9 protein-coding genes are annotated in these 18,395 nt (G+C 49.0%); 6 read left to right on the top strand and 3 right to left on the bottom strand.

Features of this window, described 5'->3' with window-relative positions; translation table 11 throughout:
* Positions 1-470 precede the first annotated feature (470 nt).
* From ACQQ6X_RS08440 to ACQQ6X_RS08430, 3 genes are all read left to right on the top strand, one after another.
* Positions 471-2,093 carry a S8 family serine peptidase gene (locus ACQQ6X_RS08440; protein ID WP_305165030.1) on the top strand — a complete coding sequence of 541 codons (1,623 nt, stop codon included), beginning with the start codon at positions 471-473 and terminating at the stop codon, positions 2,091-2,093.
* Positions 2,094-2,620: 527 nt separating this feature from the next.
* Positions 2,621-8,134, top strand: a complete 5,514-nt coding sequence (locus ACQQ6X_RS08435) for a S8 family serine peptidase (protein WP_305165028.1) — start codon at positions 2,621-2,623, stop codon at positions 8,132-8,134.
* A gap of 186 nt (positions 8,135-8,320) precedes the next feature.
* Entirely contained in the window at positions 8,321-8,671 is a 351-nt protein-coding gene (locus tag ACQQ6X_RS08430) for a hypothetical protein (protein ID WP_305165026.1), read from the top strand.
* Positions 8,672-8,679: 8 nt separating this feature from the next.
* On the opposite strand, the gene ACQQ6X_RS08425 is transcribed toward ACQQ6X_RS08430, so the two are convergent.
* Positions 8,680-9,267, bottom strand: a complete 588-nt coding sequence (locus ACQQ6X_RS08425; protein ID WP_149033927.1) for a hypothetical protein — start codon at positions 9,265-9,267, stop codon at positions 8,680-8,682.
* A 220-nt stretch (positions 9,268-9,487) separates the two neighbouring features.
* On the opposite strand from ACQQ6X_RS08425, the gene ACQQ6X_RS08420 reads away from it, so the two are divergent.
* On the top strand, positions 9,488-9,859 hold the full coding sequence (locus tag ACQQ6X_RS08420; protein WP_305165022.1) for a DUF4190 domain-containing protein: 372 nt from the start codon (positions 9,488-9,490) through the stop codon (positions 9,857-9,859).
* A 92-nt stretch (positions 9,860-9,951) separates the two neighbouring features.
* A complete protein-coding gene (locus ACQQ6X_RS08415; protein ID WP_305165020.1) occupies positions 9,952-10,227 on the top strand; it encodes a hypothetical protein in 276 nt (91 codons plus the stop codon).
* Positions 10,228-10,306: 79 nt separating this feature from the next.
* On the opposite strand, the gene ACQQ6X_RS08410 is transcribed toward ACQQ6X_RS08415, so the two are convergent.
* Together ACQQ6X_RS08410 and fabV are read right to left on the bottom strand one after the other, a co-directional pair.
* On the bottom strand, positions 10,307-10,459 hold the full coding sequence (locus tag ACQQ6X_RS08410) for a DUF1540 domain-containing protein (RefSeq protein ID WP_142613222.1): 153 nt from the start codon (positions 10,457-10,459) through the stop codon (positions 10,307-10,309).
* Between the two features lie 262 nt (positions 10,460-10,721).
* Positions 10,722-11,909, bottom strand: a complete 1,188-nt coding sequence (gene fabV / locus ACQQ6X_RS08405) for an enoyl-ACP reductase FabV (protein ID WP_305165018.1) — start codon at positions 11,907-11,909, stop codon at positions 10,722-10,724.
* Between the two features lie 189 nt (positions 11,910-12,098).
* On the opposite strand from fabV, the gene ACQQ6X_RS08400 reads away from it, so the two are divergent.
* Complete coding sequence (locus tag ACQQ6X_RS08400; protein WP_305165016.1) at positions 12,099-18,341, top strand: WIAG-tail domain; 6,243 nt, start codon at positions 12,099-12,101, stop codon at positions 18,339-18,341.
* Positions 18,342-18,395 lie beyond the last annotated feature (54 nt).

The raw sequence follows: 18,395 nt of genomic DNA, 5'->3' as shown, positions 1-18,395 counted from the left end.
TTCGAAAATAAATGCGAGTCTTCACGTTGCATTTGGTTTCGGATCATAGAAGAGGTTTTTCACTCCTTCAAGAAAAAAAGGAATAAAATTCAAAAAAAATGCTTGAATATCTGTTTTTATGACACTATACTAGATTCAAAAGATACCATTTGTTTCATTCTTTTGTTTTAAATTGTATTTTAATATATGTTATATTAACCTCCTCGATCACTTCTAGTATTTTACCCTACCTTTTTCTTCATCTTTTTCACTTACTTTTTCCTAGACTTATCCACAATTCTTAATTGAATGTCCTTCCTTGCGGTCTGCGCCAAAGGTGGTTCACCTCAGAATATGACCTATGACTTCACACCGGGATCTATATTTTTAAAGGAGGTGAGTACCAGAGGCTATTTGTGAGCTTTTTACGCTGCTGCCCTTAAGGTTGTCATTGAAGAATCAAAAAACCAAGTATAAGAAGATGAAAAGTATTGATTAAGTCGAAACGTATTAAAAAGACGCTGTCGGTCAGTTTTACCGCTATTCTTGCTTTTTCTCTGATTTCTCCGGTGTATGCGGATTCCAGCACAACTTCTACAGCAGGGGCATCGACGATTTCCGCCAAGGTTTCAGCCAAGTTGAATCAGCAATTCAGTACCAGCGAGTATGTCACCTATCTAGTTAAATTAAAAGATCAGGTAGATACGGAGTCTGTGGCTAAGCATGCTTTTCAGAAGGCTTCGGCCGAGCAGATTTCCCCCGCCGCTGCTAAGCTTTCTGTACGTAAAACGGTTGTCAACTCTCTCATGGATACCGCAGAGAAAACTCAACCCTCTGTGGAAGAATACTTAAAGAAGGAAGTCAATAACGGAAACGTTAAAAAGTATAAGAATTACTTTATCGTGAATGCATTTGCGGTAACCAGTACCAAAGAGGTCATGGATAATCTCGCCACCCTACCTGAGATCGACAAAATTTTACCGGATGAAAAGCGCGAGCTGCAAAAGGTAGAAATCGATAAGGATGCCCAGCCGGCAGGGGAGCAATCAACAGACCAAGCAGTTGCAGATCAAACTGCTATCGACCCGGCTGTGACGGAAGAGAATGCACAAAAATCGGTGCAAGAATCCGTGTATAAAGATGCGGTAACGCCAAGTCGTGTCGAGTGGAATATTTCTAAAATTAAAGCACCACAGGTTTGGGCCAAAGGTATTGACGGCAAAGGCATTGTCGTTGCTAATTTGGATACGGGTGTTGAATATACTCATCCAGCATTGAAAAGAAAATGGCGCGGGCTGAATGCTTCTGGTCAAGTCGTCAATCCAGAGCTGAGCTGGTATGATGCGGTGAATGGAGCAGCGCTGCCAACCGATTCCCATGGACATGGTACACATACGATGGGGACAAGCGTTGGCTCAGACAGCAACGGTACGAATCAAATTGGTGTTGCCCCAGGGGCCAAGTGGATTGCCGTGCGGGTATTCAATCCAGATACCACAGATTCCATCTTGCTGGATGGTGGGCAGTGGATTCTTGCGCCCGTAGATAAAAACGGCAAAAAGCACCCTGAACTTGCTCCAGATGTGGTAAATAATTCTTGGGGCGGTGGACCTGGCCTGGACGAATGGTATCGTCCAGTGACCAAGGCGTGGAGAGCGGCCCAAATTTTCCCTGAGTTCTCCGCAGGCAATACAACGCTGTCGAATCCCGGCGGACCTGGGTCTGTAGCCAATCCGGCTAACTTGCCAGAAGCCTATGCCACAGGAGCCACTGATATCAATAACAAGCTGACTAGCTTCTCGTTGCGTGGTCCTTCTCCTTATGGTGAAGTGAAGCCAGAGATTTCGGCTCCTGGTGTAAACATTCGTTCTTCTGTACCTGGAGGAGTTTATGAGGGAGGCTGGAACGGCACCTCTATGGCAGGTCCGCATACGGCTGGGTTAGCGGCATTGCTGCTGCAGGCTAAACCATCATTAACTGTGGATCAATTGGAGGATGTTATTTCGAAAACCGCAACACCGCTGACAGACAGTCAGTATCCGACTTCGCCCAACAACGGCTATGGAAATGGTCTGATCGATGCGCTTGCTGCGGTGAATTCCGTACTTAACTAAAAATAATCAGACAGGTTAAATAAAGATCTCCGAAAATCCCTTTGGCGGTTCGTATAAGGATTGCATGCAACGGCTAACCGTGGGTTGCAATCATGACGTAGCTGCTTAAAAGGGGTTTTCGTACATAAATAAACATAAAAATCATAGAATTTCAAGAAAAATGCAAAAAAATGACTTGTATATCTGTTTTGGTAACTTTATACTATCCATAATATATGATTTTATATCAATTTTTAATATAAAATGTAATGATATAACATGTTTTTTTCTTCGAATTGCTCCTGCTCTTTCTCCTAGGTATCTACTAGAGTTTTATCGCTTTTCTATTGGATTTTAAACTCACCTATGAAGTACTTCCATCTATGAATCGCCTAATATTTTTGTGTTTTTCACTATAATCTATGAAGGAGGTGGTCGCCAACACATCGTATTGTGTAAGCCGCGTGTTTGATGTGCAAGGCATGAGGTCTGACTCTGTACAGGTTATTTCGGAACCATTAAACCTAGTAAAAGGAGTGGAGAAGTAATTGATTAAACCTAGACGTTTCAAGAAACCGTTGTCTATTGGACTCTCTTTGCTTATGGCCTTTTCATTTGTTCAACCTGCTTTAGCGAATAACACCCCGGATGGCTCCAAGTTGGAGCTGAAATCAGCCTCACACAAGGTCACGACCGCGAAGGTGTCCCCGAAACTGACCAAACAGTTTGAGGAGAACAACTATGTTACTTATTTGGTCAAATTAAAAGAACAGGTAGATACCAATAAGGTTTCCAAAAATGCCCTCCAGAAGGCCTCACTTGAGAAAATAACACCTTCCGCTGCCAAAATGGCTGCGCGCAGCCATGTAATCAGCTCTCTGCGTGAAACGGCTTCCAGAACCCAATATGGGCTTGAAAGTTACTTGGACAAGCAATCAGAGAGCGGCGGAGTAAAGGAATATAAAAGCTATTTTATAGTCAATGCTTTGGCTGTCACGAGCACCAAGGAGGTGCTGGATCATATTTCGAAGCTGCCCGAAGTTGATAAAATTTTGCCAAATGAAACACGTTATCTGCAAAAGGTAACGGTTGATAAGCAGCCAGAGGATACAGGCGCTACAGCAGCTGGAACAGCAACGGCAGCAACAGCAGGAACGGCAAAGTCCGACACAGCACAGAAAGCTGTAGAACCGAAAAAGGACGATGGCAAAACATCAGCACTGCCTGGCAATACAGGTAAGAACGCTGTGGACCCATCTACGGTGGAATGGAACATATCCCATATCAACGCACCTCAAGTGTGGGAAAAAGGAATTGACGGAACCGGAATCGTGGTCGCCAATCTCGATACAGGCGTTGACTACACGCATCCGGCCCTGCATCGCAAATGGCGTGGTCTGGATGCGGCGGGCAATATCGTGAACCCTGAGCTGAGCTGGTACGATCCGCATAGTCATGCACCGCTTCCGGTCGATCAGGAAGACGATTCTCATGGTACGCATACGATGGGCACGATGGTCGGATCCGAGGAAAATGGGACGAACCGAGTGGGCGTTGCTCCTGGTGCGAAGTGGATTGCGGTTCGGATTTTTAATCCGGAAACGACGGATGCGATTATACTGGACGGCGGTCAATGGCTGCTTGCGCCAAAAGACGCGCAAGGTAATCTTCATCCCGAGCTTGCTCCAGACGTAGTGAACAACTCGTGGGGAGGCGGACCGGGCCTTGACGAATGGTTCCGTCCTGTAGTTCAGGCCTGGCGGGATGCTCAAATCTTCCCTGAATTCTCCGCAGGGAATACCTCTCTCTCCAATCCGGGAGGACCTGGATCGGTCGCCAATCCGGCCAACTATCCGGAATCCTTTGCCACTGGGGCAACCAATATCAATGATAAACTAGGCAGCTTTTCATTGCTGGGACCCTCACCTTATGGTGAAATCAAGCCCGAAGTTTCCGCGCCAGGAGTAAATATCCGATCATCCGTAGCTGGTGGCGGCTATAAAGGTGGGTATAACGGTACTTCCATGGCGGGTCCTCATGTTGCCGGTCTTGCTGCTCTGCTGCTGCAAGCGAATCATTCTCTTACAGTAGACCAGCTGGAGGAAATTTTGATGAACACAGCCACACCACGCACGGACAGCACCTATCCTACTTCGCCAAACAATGGATATGGACATGGTGTTATTAATGCACTCGATGCAGTCGGATCTGTTATGCAGGGTCTAGGCTCCGTATCCGGTAAAGTCGTAACGGGTGGCGACGACTTGGAAGCACCTGTTCTTGAGCATACCCCGCCTGCAGCTGCATTCGAGGGTCTTGATATACCTTTGACAGCTCATGTAACCGATAATGTCGGCGTAACAGCCGTTGAGGCATTTGCCAAAACAGCGGGTTCGTCAAATTATGTATATATTCCGTTGGAGCGGACCTCCGGAGACAGCAAAGACGGTACATATCAAGCGTCCATTCCGACCTTTTTGGTGGACAGCGCAGGTCTGGAATACTATATCCGTGTAAATGATTACGGTAATAATGGATTTGAAACGGAAGTATATAAGGTAAATGTCTCCAAGGGTGTTACACCAGGCTACACACAAGACTTTGAAAAAGACATCGCCGGTATCAATATCGGGGGTCAAGGTGGTGTTTGGAAATGGGGAATCCCGACAAGCGGTCCTAAAAGCGCACATTCGGGTACAAAGGTCATTGCGACCAATCTCGAAGGCCAATACCAGGCTAATACCAACAGTTATTTTATGGTCCCTCCCATTGATTTGACCAAGAGTTCCAAGGGGGCGCTGGTCAGCTTCAAGCATTGGTATGATCTTGAAAATAATTCTGATTTCGGCAAGGTGTATGTAGCGACCACAAACAATCAGAATGCGTTTGAACAGGTACTATCGTTTACTGGCAGCAGCAACGGCTGGAAAACACAATATCTTGATTTGCGAGCATTTGCGGGTCAAAAGGTATACCTCCTGTTCAACTTTACTAGTGATAATACGATCGTGAAAGATGGCTGGTACATTGACGACCTGTCCATTCAGGAACCAGATGCTGTCGCACCTGCTGCACCTGGTCATTTGACGGCTGAGGCAGATACGGTAGGCAACGTCACACTCGCTTGGGATGCTTCCTCCGATGAGGATGTGAAGCAGTATAAGGTGTATCGCTCTACCCAGTCCGGCAAAAATTATACTTCTATTGGTACAACCTCTGGACTGACTTACACAGATACAATCACCGTCGGTGGTGCGACCTATCATTATGCAGTGGCGGCCGAGGATTACAGCGGTAACGAAAGCGTCAAGTCGAACGAGGCTTCACTGAGAGTGGACGTGCCGGATACGCTATATAGCGATCATTTTGACGGCAGCACAGACAATGGCTGGACTCATTCCGGTACCAAGGATGAATGGGAACGCGGCGTTCCTAAGGAAGTAGGACCGGAGAGCGCATTGTCCAAACCGAATGTGTGGGCCACTGATCTCGATGGCAACTATGAGAATGGTGCCGACTTTTCACTGGTTTCTCCAAAAATTAATTTGAATGGTATACGCAACGCAACACTGACCTTCAATCACTGGTTTGAAATTGAGGGCGGCTATGATTATGGATATGTAGAAGTGTCCAAAAACAATGGCGACACATGGAGTGAGCTGGGCAAATTCTCACATAATACGAGTGGAAAAAAATGGACTCCTGTTTATTACAACCTGGATAGCTATACTGGCAATGAAATTCAAGTTCGCTTCCGCTTAAAATCGGATAACAGTGTGAACAAAAATGGCTGGTATATTGACGATTTCCGTGTGCTGGGTGTTCCAGCTTCGACCGTGACCAAGGATATCGTACCTGAGTCCAAGATCAAGCCGGAAAAAGCGGAAGAACAGTTCCCGTTGTTCAAAATTACAAGCACTGAAAAGAGTGAATTCCAAGAGAAGGTGAAACCGGCAGAAGCATCCGTGGAGCGTGGACGTGTCGGTCTCGATAGTCTTCCTGCTAGTGCTACGGTTACGGTACTGGAAACCGGACGTTCGGTGAAAACAGACCCGACCACAGGCAAATACAGCTTCACTCATGTGGCAGGTGACTATACATTGAAGGCAGAAGCCTACGGCTACGTGCCTCAGACGAAAGCAGTTACGATTGAGAATAATAAAGTCATCAGAGCAAACTTTAGTCTCCAGGCTGTCCCTCATGGTACGATTCACGGGGTCATTACCGACAAGCAATCTGGTGAACCGATCCAAAAAGCGAAGGTATTGGTGCTGGAGGATGCACGTGTTGCTCCGGTAGAGACGAATGAGGCTGGAGAATTCACGTTGGACGTGTTGGAGGGAACATACACATTATCCATTGCAGCCGAAAATTATTATAGTGACAGTATTTCCGTTACGGCTCCTCCAAATGGCAGTGTAGAAGCGAATGTCACGTTGAAGCCTTTCATTGGCTTCCAAGGAGGGATCGCCTATGATGACGGTACAGGAGAAAATGCCAGAGCCTTTAACGCGGCGGGGAATTCATGGGCAGTGAGAATGACACCTGAGTCCGAAGTGGCACAAGTGACTGGGGCATCGCTGCTGTTCTGGAACTCTGCCTTCCCGAATCCGGGAGGAACGGCATTCCAATATTCTGTCTATGACGCCTCCGGTGCAGCAGGAGCCCCTGGACGACTATTGGCTGGTCCATTCAACGGGACTGCCGTACGGGATGAGACACAGTGGACGACGGTACAACTTCCAGAGCCGGTGACGGTTCAAGGCGATTTTTACATTGTATATACACAGTCTGCTGTAGGCACACAGTCACCGGGGCTTGCTACAGATGAAAACAGCCCCAATGCGCTTCGCAGCTGGCAAGGTGTAAGCGGCACATGGAGCCAATCACCTGAAGCGGAAGGGAACTACATGATCCGGGCGATCGTCAGATATCCGGTGAATGCTCCAACGATTACGACTCCTACGAAGGCAACGTATACACAGGAAGATACGATTACCGTCACAGGGACTTCTCCGGCTGAAGGAGCCGATATTCAGCTCTTTAACGGCAAGGAGCTGGCCGGCACAACGAAAGTGAAGGATCGTCAGTTCAGTTTGTCGGTCGATCTTCAGCCAGGTGCTAATCCGCTGAGTGTCCAAGCGGCGGTATACGGCAAAGTAACAGATCGTTCCGAGCCAGTGGTTGTGACGCTCGATCAGACGAAACCGGGTTTGATCCTGACTTCACCGGATGAAGGAGCCCGTACGAATGCGGGTGTAGTCAGTGTAACCGGTACGGTGTACGACGAGTTCCTTAGCGAATTGACGATTAACGGCGAGCCTGCTGAATTCGGAAGTGACGGCAGCTTTAACAAGCGGTTGCTTATTAATGAAGGTGAAAATCAAATTACAGTGACGGCCAAAGATCTTGCCGAAAATGAAACGACTGTTACACGCTCGGTGTATGTCGATACAGCGCTGCCGAAGCTTGAAAATATTAATCCAGCTGAGGATGTACGTATCACTCCAGGGCAGCCGGTACGAGTATCTTTTGATAGTGCATCTGGCTTGGAGGCGTCCTTTCATGTGGAGCTGCCCTTTAATCTGTCCACTCTGGCCCGCAACGAAATTCCATTAAATGAAACTTCGGCAGGTCACTATGAAGGTATTTATCTTACTTCATCTTCTCTGAACCTGGAAGGCGGAGTCATCGTGATCCGGGCAAGGGATGCAGCGGGGAATCAAGTGGAGACGGAGGCGCCGGGAAGATTGTATGTAACCCCTGGTGGAGGAGAGGGGCCTGGTCCTAATCCACCTACATCGAATGAAAAGCCGGTAGCTATTATTCAGGCGAATGATTCAGCCAAGAAAAACAAAAATGTACAATTTAACGCCAAAGCTTCCCGTGATGCAGATGGTGAGATCGTCAGTTACAGTTGGAATTTTGGCGACGGCGATACGGCGGTTGGTTCGAAGGTGAAGCATAAATTCACCACAGCCGGAACATATACCGTGGAGCTTACGGTGACGGATAATGACGGCGCAAGCGGTAAGGCAGTGCATACCATCACGATTCGCTAAGCAGTAAGGGATGAAATGCCCTTTTTAGGACAGCAATGCAAATGCAGGCCCACAGCAAGTCCCTATTCATAGAGACTGCTGTGGGCCATTTTTAAATTGTCGAACAGTCCGGGAAGCGATACAATGAACATTAATCTATAAAGTGAACCATTTCACAATAATATTTTTTAGCAGGAGAGGATCATATTGATTCATTTGCAAAAAGAAAGCGGACGTATCCGTCTTGTGCTGGATGCCTATTTTATGGGGGAAGATATCGTGGTGCTCATATCAGGCGGCGATCAGCCTCACTTGGGAACGATTACAGCAGGGGCTAGGCTTGAGCCGGTTCAAACCGTTCAATTGCAAAACCACAAGGAATTTTATATTACCGAAGAAATTGCAGTCCGCTTGCGAAAAGAGTTTGCAGGCAACTTTGCCATTTGCTGCGGGGCGCATTTGGATCATGCAACCAAGGAAGAAATCCGAGTGCTGACAGATATGGCTATACAATTGGGAAAAGAGCTCATTGAAGAACTTAAGCAAGCACGCTTGTAGCGACTTTTCTAAGTGAACTCCCGAAAAAGTAGATGGCGATAGGGGTACTTACTAAAGGGGTATTTAAAAAGCAATGCAAAGCCATCATCCTCAATGAGTACGGATTTTAGCGCAGAGGAGGGAATTAAACTACGGATCATGACATGAACGGCACGCTGGTCTTGCCTGTTGATCGCTTTGGCTAATGCAGAAGCAAAGCATTGATTGCGTGCCAATTCGCGATACAGCGGAAAAACGGCTTTGGCGATGGCGCGATGAACCTTTGGCTCAAATGTAAACTGCACTGTCCCCGGTGGAATCGTCGTACCATTCGTATAATAGAGCATCGGTGGCTGAGTGAAAAAGGAAATAAAGTAGCCGATGCCATTCGTGCCTAAGCCTTGTTTGGCGGCAAATGGCGCTACCGAGCAAAGTAGGGATTTCATCCGATCCAAGTTGCCTTGAACGACAGCTCGCGACCATTGGATGGCAAAAGCACGGCGGATTGCGATAGCTTTGTAAAATGGCAGCATGGCGGCGGATATTTTCTGAAGTGTTTTTGCATGTAAACGTTGGTGAGGCGAGCCCTTCTTGCGAGATGTTCCACGATATGGCATAGCTCCGTCCTCCTTGGCAGGATGCTCTCATGGAGCGTAATTTATCTGTAATTAGGTAATACTGTATGCCTGGTTATCCCAAAAAGTGCTCAGATGCTATGCTTCTTCTTTTTAGCGTTCTCAGTTGAAAAATTGAAATAAGTACTGTCCTGATTTGTAAGATTGTGGTACCCTAGAACGTATATATTGCTATTTTACATAATGGAGTTGAATTAAACAGATGAGTGACTTGTACAAGGAGCCTCGATCTTCCGATCCTTTTCAGGACCCGAACGATTATAACGCCCCATTTAACCAGCCCCCAGTAGTCCCACCTACAAACAGTAAAGCGGTTGCCTCGATGGTGCTTGGGATTTTATCTGTGGTCATTCCCTATCTTGGGTTGATTATCGGAATTGTGGGCATTATTTTGTCCAGTCTTTCCCTAAAGGAAATTAATCGATATGGTGAGCAAGGCCGAGGTATGGCCATCGCTGGACTGGTATGTAGTATTATCGGCACACTGATTTATGCACTGATCATTATTTTCTTGGTTATCGTGTTTATTGTGGCGGCCTCCAGTGGCGACTCGGATATTTTTTCAGACATTTAATAAATTAGGAATGCTTGAGTTAGACAAACCATTCACGATTTGCCTATTGGATGCTATGATAAAAGGAGTCCAATCAAGGAGAGTGAAGTTGTATGGCACGTACTCAAACACAAAAGGCGTTGAGCAAGGCGAAACGCGCGGGGATCTATTGTCCGGCACAGAGCCGCAAAACGAACGATCATTATGCTGAGATCTCACAGCACACGCGAATGAAGCCAACCAAGCAGGAACAATTACAAAAGGTCAAGCACAAGAAGCGACTCGTTCAGGGAGACGCTTCTTTTTTTGTTTTGATCGTAGTCGAAAAACTTCGAATAGCATTATACATAGGCCAAAAAGGACTTGATAATAATTATCATTCTTGTTAGAATGATAAGAAAGAAGGAACCCTGGCAGGGGCTCCTTCACTATAAAGCTATAGTTTGGTTCAAAAACTAAAACTAAGGTTTACTTTGCTTCAAAGGTTTTGCAGTCTGTTTCTTCGGACGTGTGAGTGTCCGCAGGCTTGTTGCTTACGATATAAATAGAGCTTGCGCTGCATTTATTATCTTGAGCCCAGTACGTGCATGAGTTGACTTCGCACAGAACGTCTTTTGCCATATTGTTCACCTCCTTGTAAGGATGTGATGGGCTGAGCAAATACAATCACAGTCAGTCAAGGTAGGACTTGTCCAACTGTGTTTACCCTTTTGGTAAGAAGGGGGATTTTGCTATGCCTACCCGTACAATATCAAAACCATTTTAAAATTGCAATGTTACGTCATGTAGCAGTAAACAAAAGCTGTCCCTATGCAGAACGAAACACTCTTCTGCTGGGGACAGCTTTTTATGTTTTTCCAACCGAATGGCGGCACTAAAGGACTTAGCGCACGTTAGGAATATTTACGATAGGATCAATGTCAGCCTCATAGTCCACACCCTCGAACTCAAAACCGAACAGCTGGAAAAATTCGCGACGATATCCTTCAAGATCGGACAATTCATAGATATTTTGGGTCGTCAGTTCCTCCCATATTTTCGCTACTTCTGTCTGCACATCCTCGCGCAGTTCCCAATCATCAATGCGAATACGACCTTCTTCATCTACAGCCGTTTCTGGTGCGTACAGACGCTCGGCAAACAGGCGGTAGCTCTGTTCTATGCACCCTTCATGCAGCCCTTTTTCCTTCATCACCTTATATAAAGCGGAAATATACAGAGGGACGACAGGGATGGCAGAGCTGGATTGGGTCACGAGTCCTTTGGTGACTGCGACGAAGGAACGTCCCCCTGTAGTTTTTAGCTGGTCGTTCAGCTGACGCGCTGTCGCTTCCAGATGATCTTTTGCACTTCCGATACTGCCTTCTCGGTAGATGGCTTGGGTAATATCTGAACCGATATACGAAAAAGAGAAGGTAGTGGCATGATCAGCGAGTACACCGCCTGCACGCAGGGCGTCAATCCATAATCTCCAATCCTCGCCGCCCATAACCTCTACAGTCCCCTGTATTTCTTCTTCTGTAGCTGGCTCAAGCGTCACGCTGCTGACTTCACCGGTGTGGAAGTTAACGGTCTTATTCGTGTAGGACTCACCAATAGGCTTGAGCACCGAATTAGATGTTTCGCCCGTGCGAGGATTGGTGCGGCGACCTGAAGCAACACTGTAAACTACCAGATCGACTTGTCCCAGTTCTTCGCGAATGGCTTCCACCGTTTTGGCTTTGACTTCATCCGAGAAGGCATCCCCTGTCACGCTTAAAGATTTAAGCCCGGCTTCCTGAGCAGCTTTCTCAAATGCAGCAGAATTGTACCAGCCTGCAGATGCTGTGCGTGTAGCCGTAGCATTGCTAGGACGATATACACCAATTGTATTGGCACGCGCCCCAAAAGCGGCCGTAATTCGAGAAGCCAGCCCATATCCGGCAGATGCCCCGATCACAAGTACATTACGAGGTCCCTGGATAGCCGGACGGGCTTGTACATAGTCAATTTGCTCCTGAACATGTTGGGCACAGCCCACCGGATGAGCAGTGGTGCAGATAAAGCCACGTGTTCTTGGTTTGATAATCATGTTATTGTAGTTCCTCTCTTCTTGTAGCAATCTTCACCCTTACTATTTTAACTTTTAACAATTTTTTTTCAAACGTGGATTTCAGTGAGTATTCTTTTTGCCCAAAAGTGAATCCCTGTACAGGGTGGCAAGTGCCTAAGAGTCTGCATATGATGCTGTAACGATAAACATGAGAAGGGAGAGAGCTGCTTGAAGAACAAGAGCCGCAAAACCAATAGAAACAAAAAGCCGCTCTATCGTGTAATTGACCCGGATATGAATGAGTTAAGTATGATACAACGCTCAAAACCACTGCCTGCGGAGAGGGAGACAGAAGCAAGAATTCATCAAGTTGCTTCTCCGCCTCCCCCAACGACAGAGGAGTCGGAGCTACAGACAGTTGTAGAGCCTGAAGTCGAGGCTTTGCACGAGACAGAGATTGAGGTTGCAGATGCAGAGGAGACTCCAATTTCGATGGAGGAATCCCCACTGCCTGAGCCTGAGCTAGAACCAGTCCCAGAACCTGAGCCTGAGCCAGAACCAGATCCAATTGATGTGGAAGAAATTTTGAACAATAAAAAGGCTCCACATGTAAACAACGCGTTTATCTATACAGACGATTTGAGTGATTTCGCTGTGACAGGTGAAAAGATCGCTCCCGCTTCCATAGATTCCAGCAAACTGAAACAAGAGAGCATCCTAACGGAATTTATAGCAGATTATGCTGTTCATACAATTAAAATAGCTGACGGTGCTGTGACTGCCTCGAAGATTGCTCCCGACTCCATTACGGTCGAACATTTGTCGGACGCATCTGTGGCAGGCAGTAAATTGCAGGATCGATCCATCAGTGGTGAAAAACTTCGGGATGGAAGCATCACTCCAGAAAAGCTGGCGGATAAAATTATCAGCGGCGATCATATTGCGAATGGCTCGATTGAGAGCCGTCATTTCAAGCAATGGATCGTGTCCTCAGATATGCTTCAAGATCAGTCGGTCACCTCCGATAAAATTCGCAGCGGTACGATTCAATCGAACAATTTGGCGAATGAAGCTGTCGACAGCTCCAAGCTGGGCGATCAGTCTGTGACCACCTCCAAACTGCGGGATGGGGCTGTGGATGGAACTAAAATCCAGGCAGGCAGCATTGAGAGCGCACACTTGACTGAGCATGCCGTTCATGCCCGGCATCTAGCTCCTGGTTCGATTAATCGCCAGCAGTTGACCAACGGAATTGTGGGCAGAGAACAATTGGAGGAAGGTGTTGTCAGCGGGCGTCATCTGGAATCTGAGGCAGTCACCAGTGTGCATATTCAGGCAGGAGCGATTGAAAGAAAGCATCTCAGTCCTGGCTCCATTGGGGAAGAGCAGCTTGGAACGGGCCAAGTGACAGCCCGGCATATCGCAGATCGGAGTATTCAATCCAATAAACTGGCAGATCAGTCTGTAGGCTCATTGCAAATTGTGGATCAATCCGTCACTTCATCCAAAATATCGGATCAGAGCATTCTCCCACACAAAATTGCCGATGAGGCAGTACTTACCAGACATATTGCAACAGCAGCCATACAAGGAGCTCAGATTTCTCCGGAGGCAGTCTCTTCCGTGCATCTTCAATCGGAAATTATACGGAAAGATCATATTGCACCTGAGGCGGTTACGGAGCAGCATTTGCATGCCGGGGCTGTGACAAACGAGAAAATAAGGAAGGGTGCAGTTCTGGATCATCATGTGGCAAATCAGGCTGTCAAGGAAAATCACATTGCTCCGAGCGCTATTAAGTCTGACAAAATCGCTGATGAAGCAGTGATAGAAACTAAAATTGGCACAGGCGCGGTCACCGGCAATAAAATTGCGTCTCAAGCCGTTACCCACGTACACATTGCATCCGGAGTAATCCGTGAAAACCATCTTGCCGACAACAGTGTGGGTGGAAAGGCGTTACAGCCTCAAGCGGTTGATTCGACCCATTTGGCCCAAAGCTCTGTACAGAGCAAGCATCTTGGGGAAAACAGTGTCGGAACCGCGGCGTTGCAGGATCAATCTGTTACCGCAGACATACTAAGCGAAGGCGCTGTTCAAACCGCGCATTTGGCCAGTGGAGCGGTATACTCCCACCATTTGCAGGATCATGCCGTTACTTCGTTGAAATTATCGCCGGAAAGTGTGGCTACGGATAAAATTAACGATTTGGCGATTACTGCGCCTAAGCTAGCTGAGGGCAGTGTCACTTCCTCCAAGCTGTCTGCTCGTTCGGTGCAGCCATGGCATATTACGGATAAAGCAGTGCTGAGCAACCATCTGGCTGTTGAGGCAGTGGAGGCGTCTCATCTCGCTCCGGAATCCGTTACCTCCAACCATTTGCAGTCCGCTTCGATCCAAACCAAACATCTCGCCCCAGATAGTGTGTCCGGCCATGCACTTCAGTCGGAAAGCGTCACTTCCGAGAAGTTGGCGGCTCGGGCTGTGCAGGCTTCCAACCTGGCGGAAAATAGCGTGGGCCCTGGGCATCTGGCTGCACAGGCCGTACAAACCAGACATTTGGCCGCAGGCGCAGTAGAGGAAACGATATTAGCCCAGAATGCTGTGAAGTCTGAGCATCTGGCAGCAGAATCCATCCAATCAGAGCACCTACAAAGCGGGATCATTCAGGAAGAGCATATTGCACTGCAGGCCATATCAACTGATGCTTTGCAGGATGCGTCTGTTACGTCCGATAAATTGGCGGATGAGGGTGTGACTTCCACCAAGCTGTCAGCCCATGCAGTGCAGTCCGAACATATTATGGACGAAGCTGTACAAAGCAATCACTTGGCCGTGGCGGTTGTAGACTCGACACATCTGGCATCTGGAGCGGTCACCTCGGTGCACCTACAGGCCTCCTCGGTGCTTACGAGACACCTGGCTCCGGATAGTGTGTCTGGTCGTGCACTACAAGCGGAAAGTGTTACCTCGGAAAAGCTGGCGGCGCGCTCGGTACAAGGAATGAACCTTGCGGAAGGTAGTATTGGCCCTTCACATCTATCTGTGCAGTCTGTACACACGCGACATTTGGCAAATGGATCGGTACAGGATAGAGTGCTGGCAGAGGGGGCGGTGAAGTCGGTGCACATTGCCCCGGAATCGATCCAGCCGCACCATCTGCAAACTGAAACCATTCAGGGAGAGCATATTGCATCCCAGGCCATATCGACCGATGCTTTACAAGATGAGTCTGTGACATCTGACAAACTGGCGGATGAGGGTGTGACTGCCGCCAAGCTGTCGGCCCACTCGGTACAGTCGTGGCACATTACAGACGAAGCGGTGCGGGGAAATCATTTGGCAGAAGGGACCATTCAGTCAAACCATCTGGCGCCGGAAAGTGTCACCTCAGCCCACTTGCAGTCCGCGTCAGTGCTCACGCACCATCTGGCGTCAGATAGTGTGTCTAGTCGTGCGCTACAAGCGGAAAGCGTCACCTCTGATAAGCTCGCAGCCCATTCGGTGCAGGGAACGAATCTGGCGGAAGACAGCGTTGGTCCCTCACATTTGTCTGCACAGTCAGTACACGCCCGGCATTTGGCAACTGGCGCAGTACAGGATACAACGCTGGCGAAGGGTGCAGTGAAGTCGGTACACATTTCCCCGGGGTCGATCCAGCCGCATCACCTGCACGCTGGAATCATTCAGGGAGAGCATATCGCATCCCAGGCCATACCGACTGATGCGTTGCAGGACGCGTCCGTTACGCCTGATAAATTGGCGGATGAGAGTGTGACTGCCGCCAAGCTGTCGGTGGACTCGGTACAGCCATGGCACATTACAGATGAAGCCGTGCAAGCCAATCATTTGGCAGCAGAAGCCATCCAGTCAAGCCATCTGGCTTCGGAATCTGTTACCTCTCGCCATTTGCAGGCTTCCTCAGTCCTTACGAGCCATCTGGCGCCAGATAGTGTATCCGGTCGTGCACTACAGGCGGAAAGCGTCACCTCGGAAAAGCTGGCGGCACGCTCGGTACAAGGGACGAATCTGGCGGAAGGCAGCATCGGCCCGTCACATCTGTCTGCACAGTCCGTACACAGTCGGCATCTGGTAGCCGGAGCGGTACAGGATAGGGCGCTAGCCGAGGGAGCAGTGAAGTCTGTGCATATCGCTCCAGAATCGATCCAGTCCCATCATCTGTACACTGGAGCCATTCAGGGAGAGCATCTGGCATCCCAGTCGATATCGACTGATGCATTGCAGGATGCGTCCGTTACGTCTGATAAATTGGCGGATGAGGGTGTGACTGCCGCTAAGCTGTCGGCGCACTCGGTACAGCCGTGGCACATTGCAGATGAAGCCGTGCAAGCCCATCATTTGGCAGAAGAGGCCGTTCAGTCGAGCCATCTGGCCTCGGAAAGTGTCACCTCAGCCCACTTGCAGTCTTCGGTGATACTTGCAAGCCATTTGGCGCCGGATAGTGTATCCGGTCATGCGCTACAAGCGGAAAGCGTCACTTCGGAAAAGCTCGCAGCGCGCTCCGTGCAAGGGACGAATCTGGCGGAAGGAAGCGTCGGTCCTTCGCATTTGTGCGCACAGTCGGTCCACCCCCAGCATTTGGCAGTCGGCGCAGTGCAGGATACAGCGCTAGCCGAGGGGGTAGTGAAATCCGTGCACATTGCCCCAGAATCGATCCAGTCGCACCATCTGCATATTGGAACCATTCAGGGCGAACACATCGCATCCCAGGCCATATCGACTGATGTTTTACAGGATGCGTCTGTTACGTCCGACAAACTAGCAGATGAGGTCGTGACTGCTGCCAAAATATCTCCACATTCCGTACAGCCATGGCATATCACGGATGAAGCGGTGCAAGCCAATCATTTGGCAGAAGAGACAATCCAGTCGAGCCATTTGGCGCCGGAAAGTGTCACCTCAGCCCACTTGCAGCCTTCGGCTGTACTTGCAAGCCATCTGGCTCAAGATAGTGTGTCCAGTCGTGCACTACAAGCGGAAAGCGTCACCTCGGAGAAACTGGCAGCCTACTCAGTGCAAGGAACGAATTTGGCGGAAGGCAGCGTGGGTCCTTCACATTTGTCCGCACAGTCGGTCCACTCCCAGCATTTGGCAGCTGGAGCAGTACAGGACACAGCCCTGGCCGAGGGGGCAGTAAAGTCCGGACATATTGCTCCGGAATCGATTCAGCCGCATCACCTGCACGCTGGAACCATTTACGGAGAACATATCGCATCCCGGGCCATATCGACCGATGCATTACAGGATGCGTCCGTTACGTCTGATAAACTGGCAGATGAGGTCGTGACTGCTGCCAAAATATCTCCACATTCCGTACAGCCATGGCACATTACGGATGAAGCGGTGCAAGCCCACCATTTGGCAGAAGAGACGATCCAGTCGAGCCATTTGGCGCCGGAAAGTGTGACCTCAGCCCACTTGCAGCCTTCAGCAGTGACGACCCAGCATATTGCGCCAGGGAGTGTATCTGTTCACGCGCTCCAGGCAGGCAGCGTGAACGCTGAGAAGCTTGCGCTTCGGGCCGTGCGTGCTTCGCATCTGGCGGAAGCCAGCGTAGGCTCCGTGCATTTGACAGAGCATGCCGTACACTCTCAGCATTTGTCCGATGGGGCGATTCACGAGTCAGCATTGGCCGAGGGGATTGTGCAGTCCCGGCACATCGCCCCGGATTCTGTCCAGTCCGAGCATTTGCAAGCAGGAGCTATTCAATCACAGCATATCGGCTGGCAGGTGGTGTCAGAGCAAGCTATACAAGATGGAGCAGTGACGTCCGGCAAACTCGCAACTGGAACGGTGGAGTCCCGCCATGTGACTGAAGAGGCAATTGAAGGCCGTCATATTGCAGAGGAAGTCATTGATTCGCATCACTTGAAACCCGGCTCGGTGACACTGGCGCAATTGTCCACAGATATTCATCTCTCGGGGCTTTTGCCGGAGGAAGGGGTCAGTGGCGACAGACTTCAGGCGAACAGTATATCCCGCAGTCATCTGCAAGCTCAGGTCGTCGACAGTGAGGTGCTGAGTCCAGAAGCTGTAGGTCCAGAGCATCTGCAGGCCGCTGCGGTACAAAGTCATCATGTGGCAGAGCAGAGCATCGAAGGTCATCATCTGGTAGAAGGTTCCGTGGGCTCACGTGAGCTGGAACTGAACGCAGTGAAACCAGAGCATTTGAGCATCACCCCGGTCCGTACTTGTGCAAATCAGCCTGCATTGCAGCAGTTTGGTAGAGCGCCGTTTCTTTTAAAGGGAAGCGAAGGAGAGACAGAAGTAACCATTATATTCGGGGAGCCGTTTGTGAACCCGGACTACACATTGGTAGCGATGACGAACCATCCTCTCTTTCATGCGACGCTGAAATCTCAGACGACTCATGGAGCGGTGATCGTCGTAACCAAGTGGAGTGAAACCGCGCATAACTACGGGATTGTTTCCTGGATTGCCATCGGTTAGCGTAGGTAATGATGTAACACTTATAGCGTGCAGACTCATGTATTTTCCAGATAC

It is taken from the genome of Paenibacillus ottowii (genome assembly GCF_050516475.1).
Taxonomy (GTDB): domain Bacteria; phylum Bacillota; class Bacilli; order Paenibacillales; family Paenibacillaceae; genus Paenibacillus; species Paenibacillus ottowii.
This window is presented reverse-complemented; position numbering and strand designations above follow the sequence as displayed.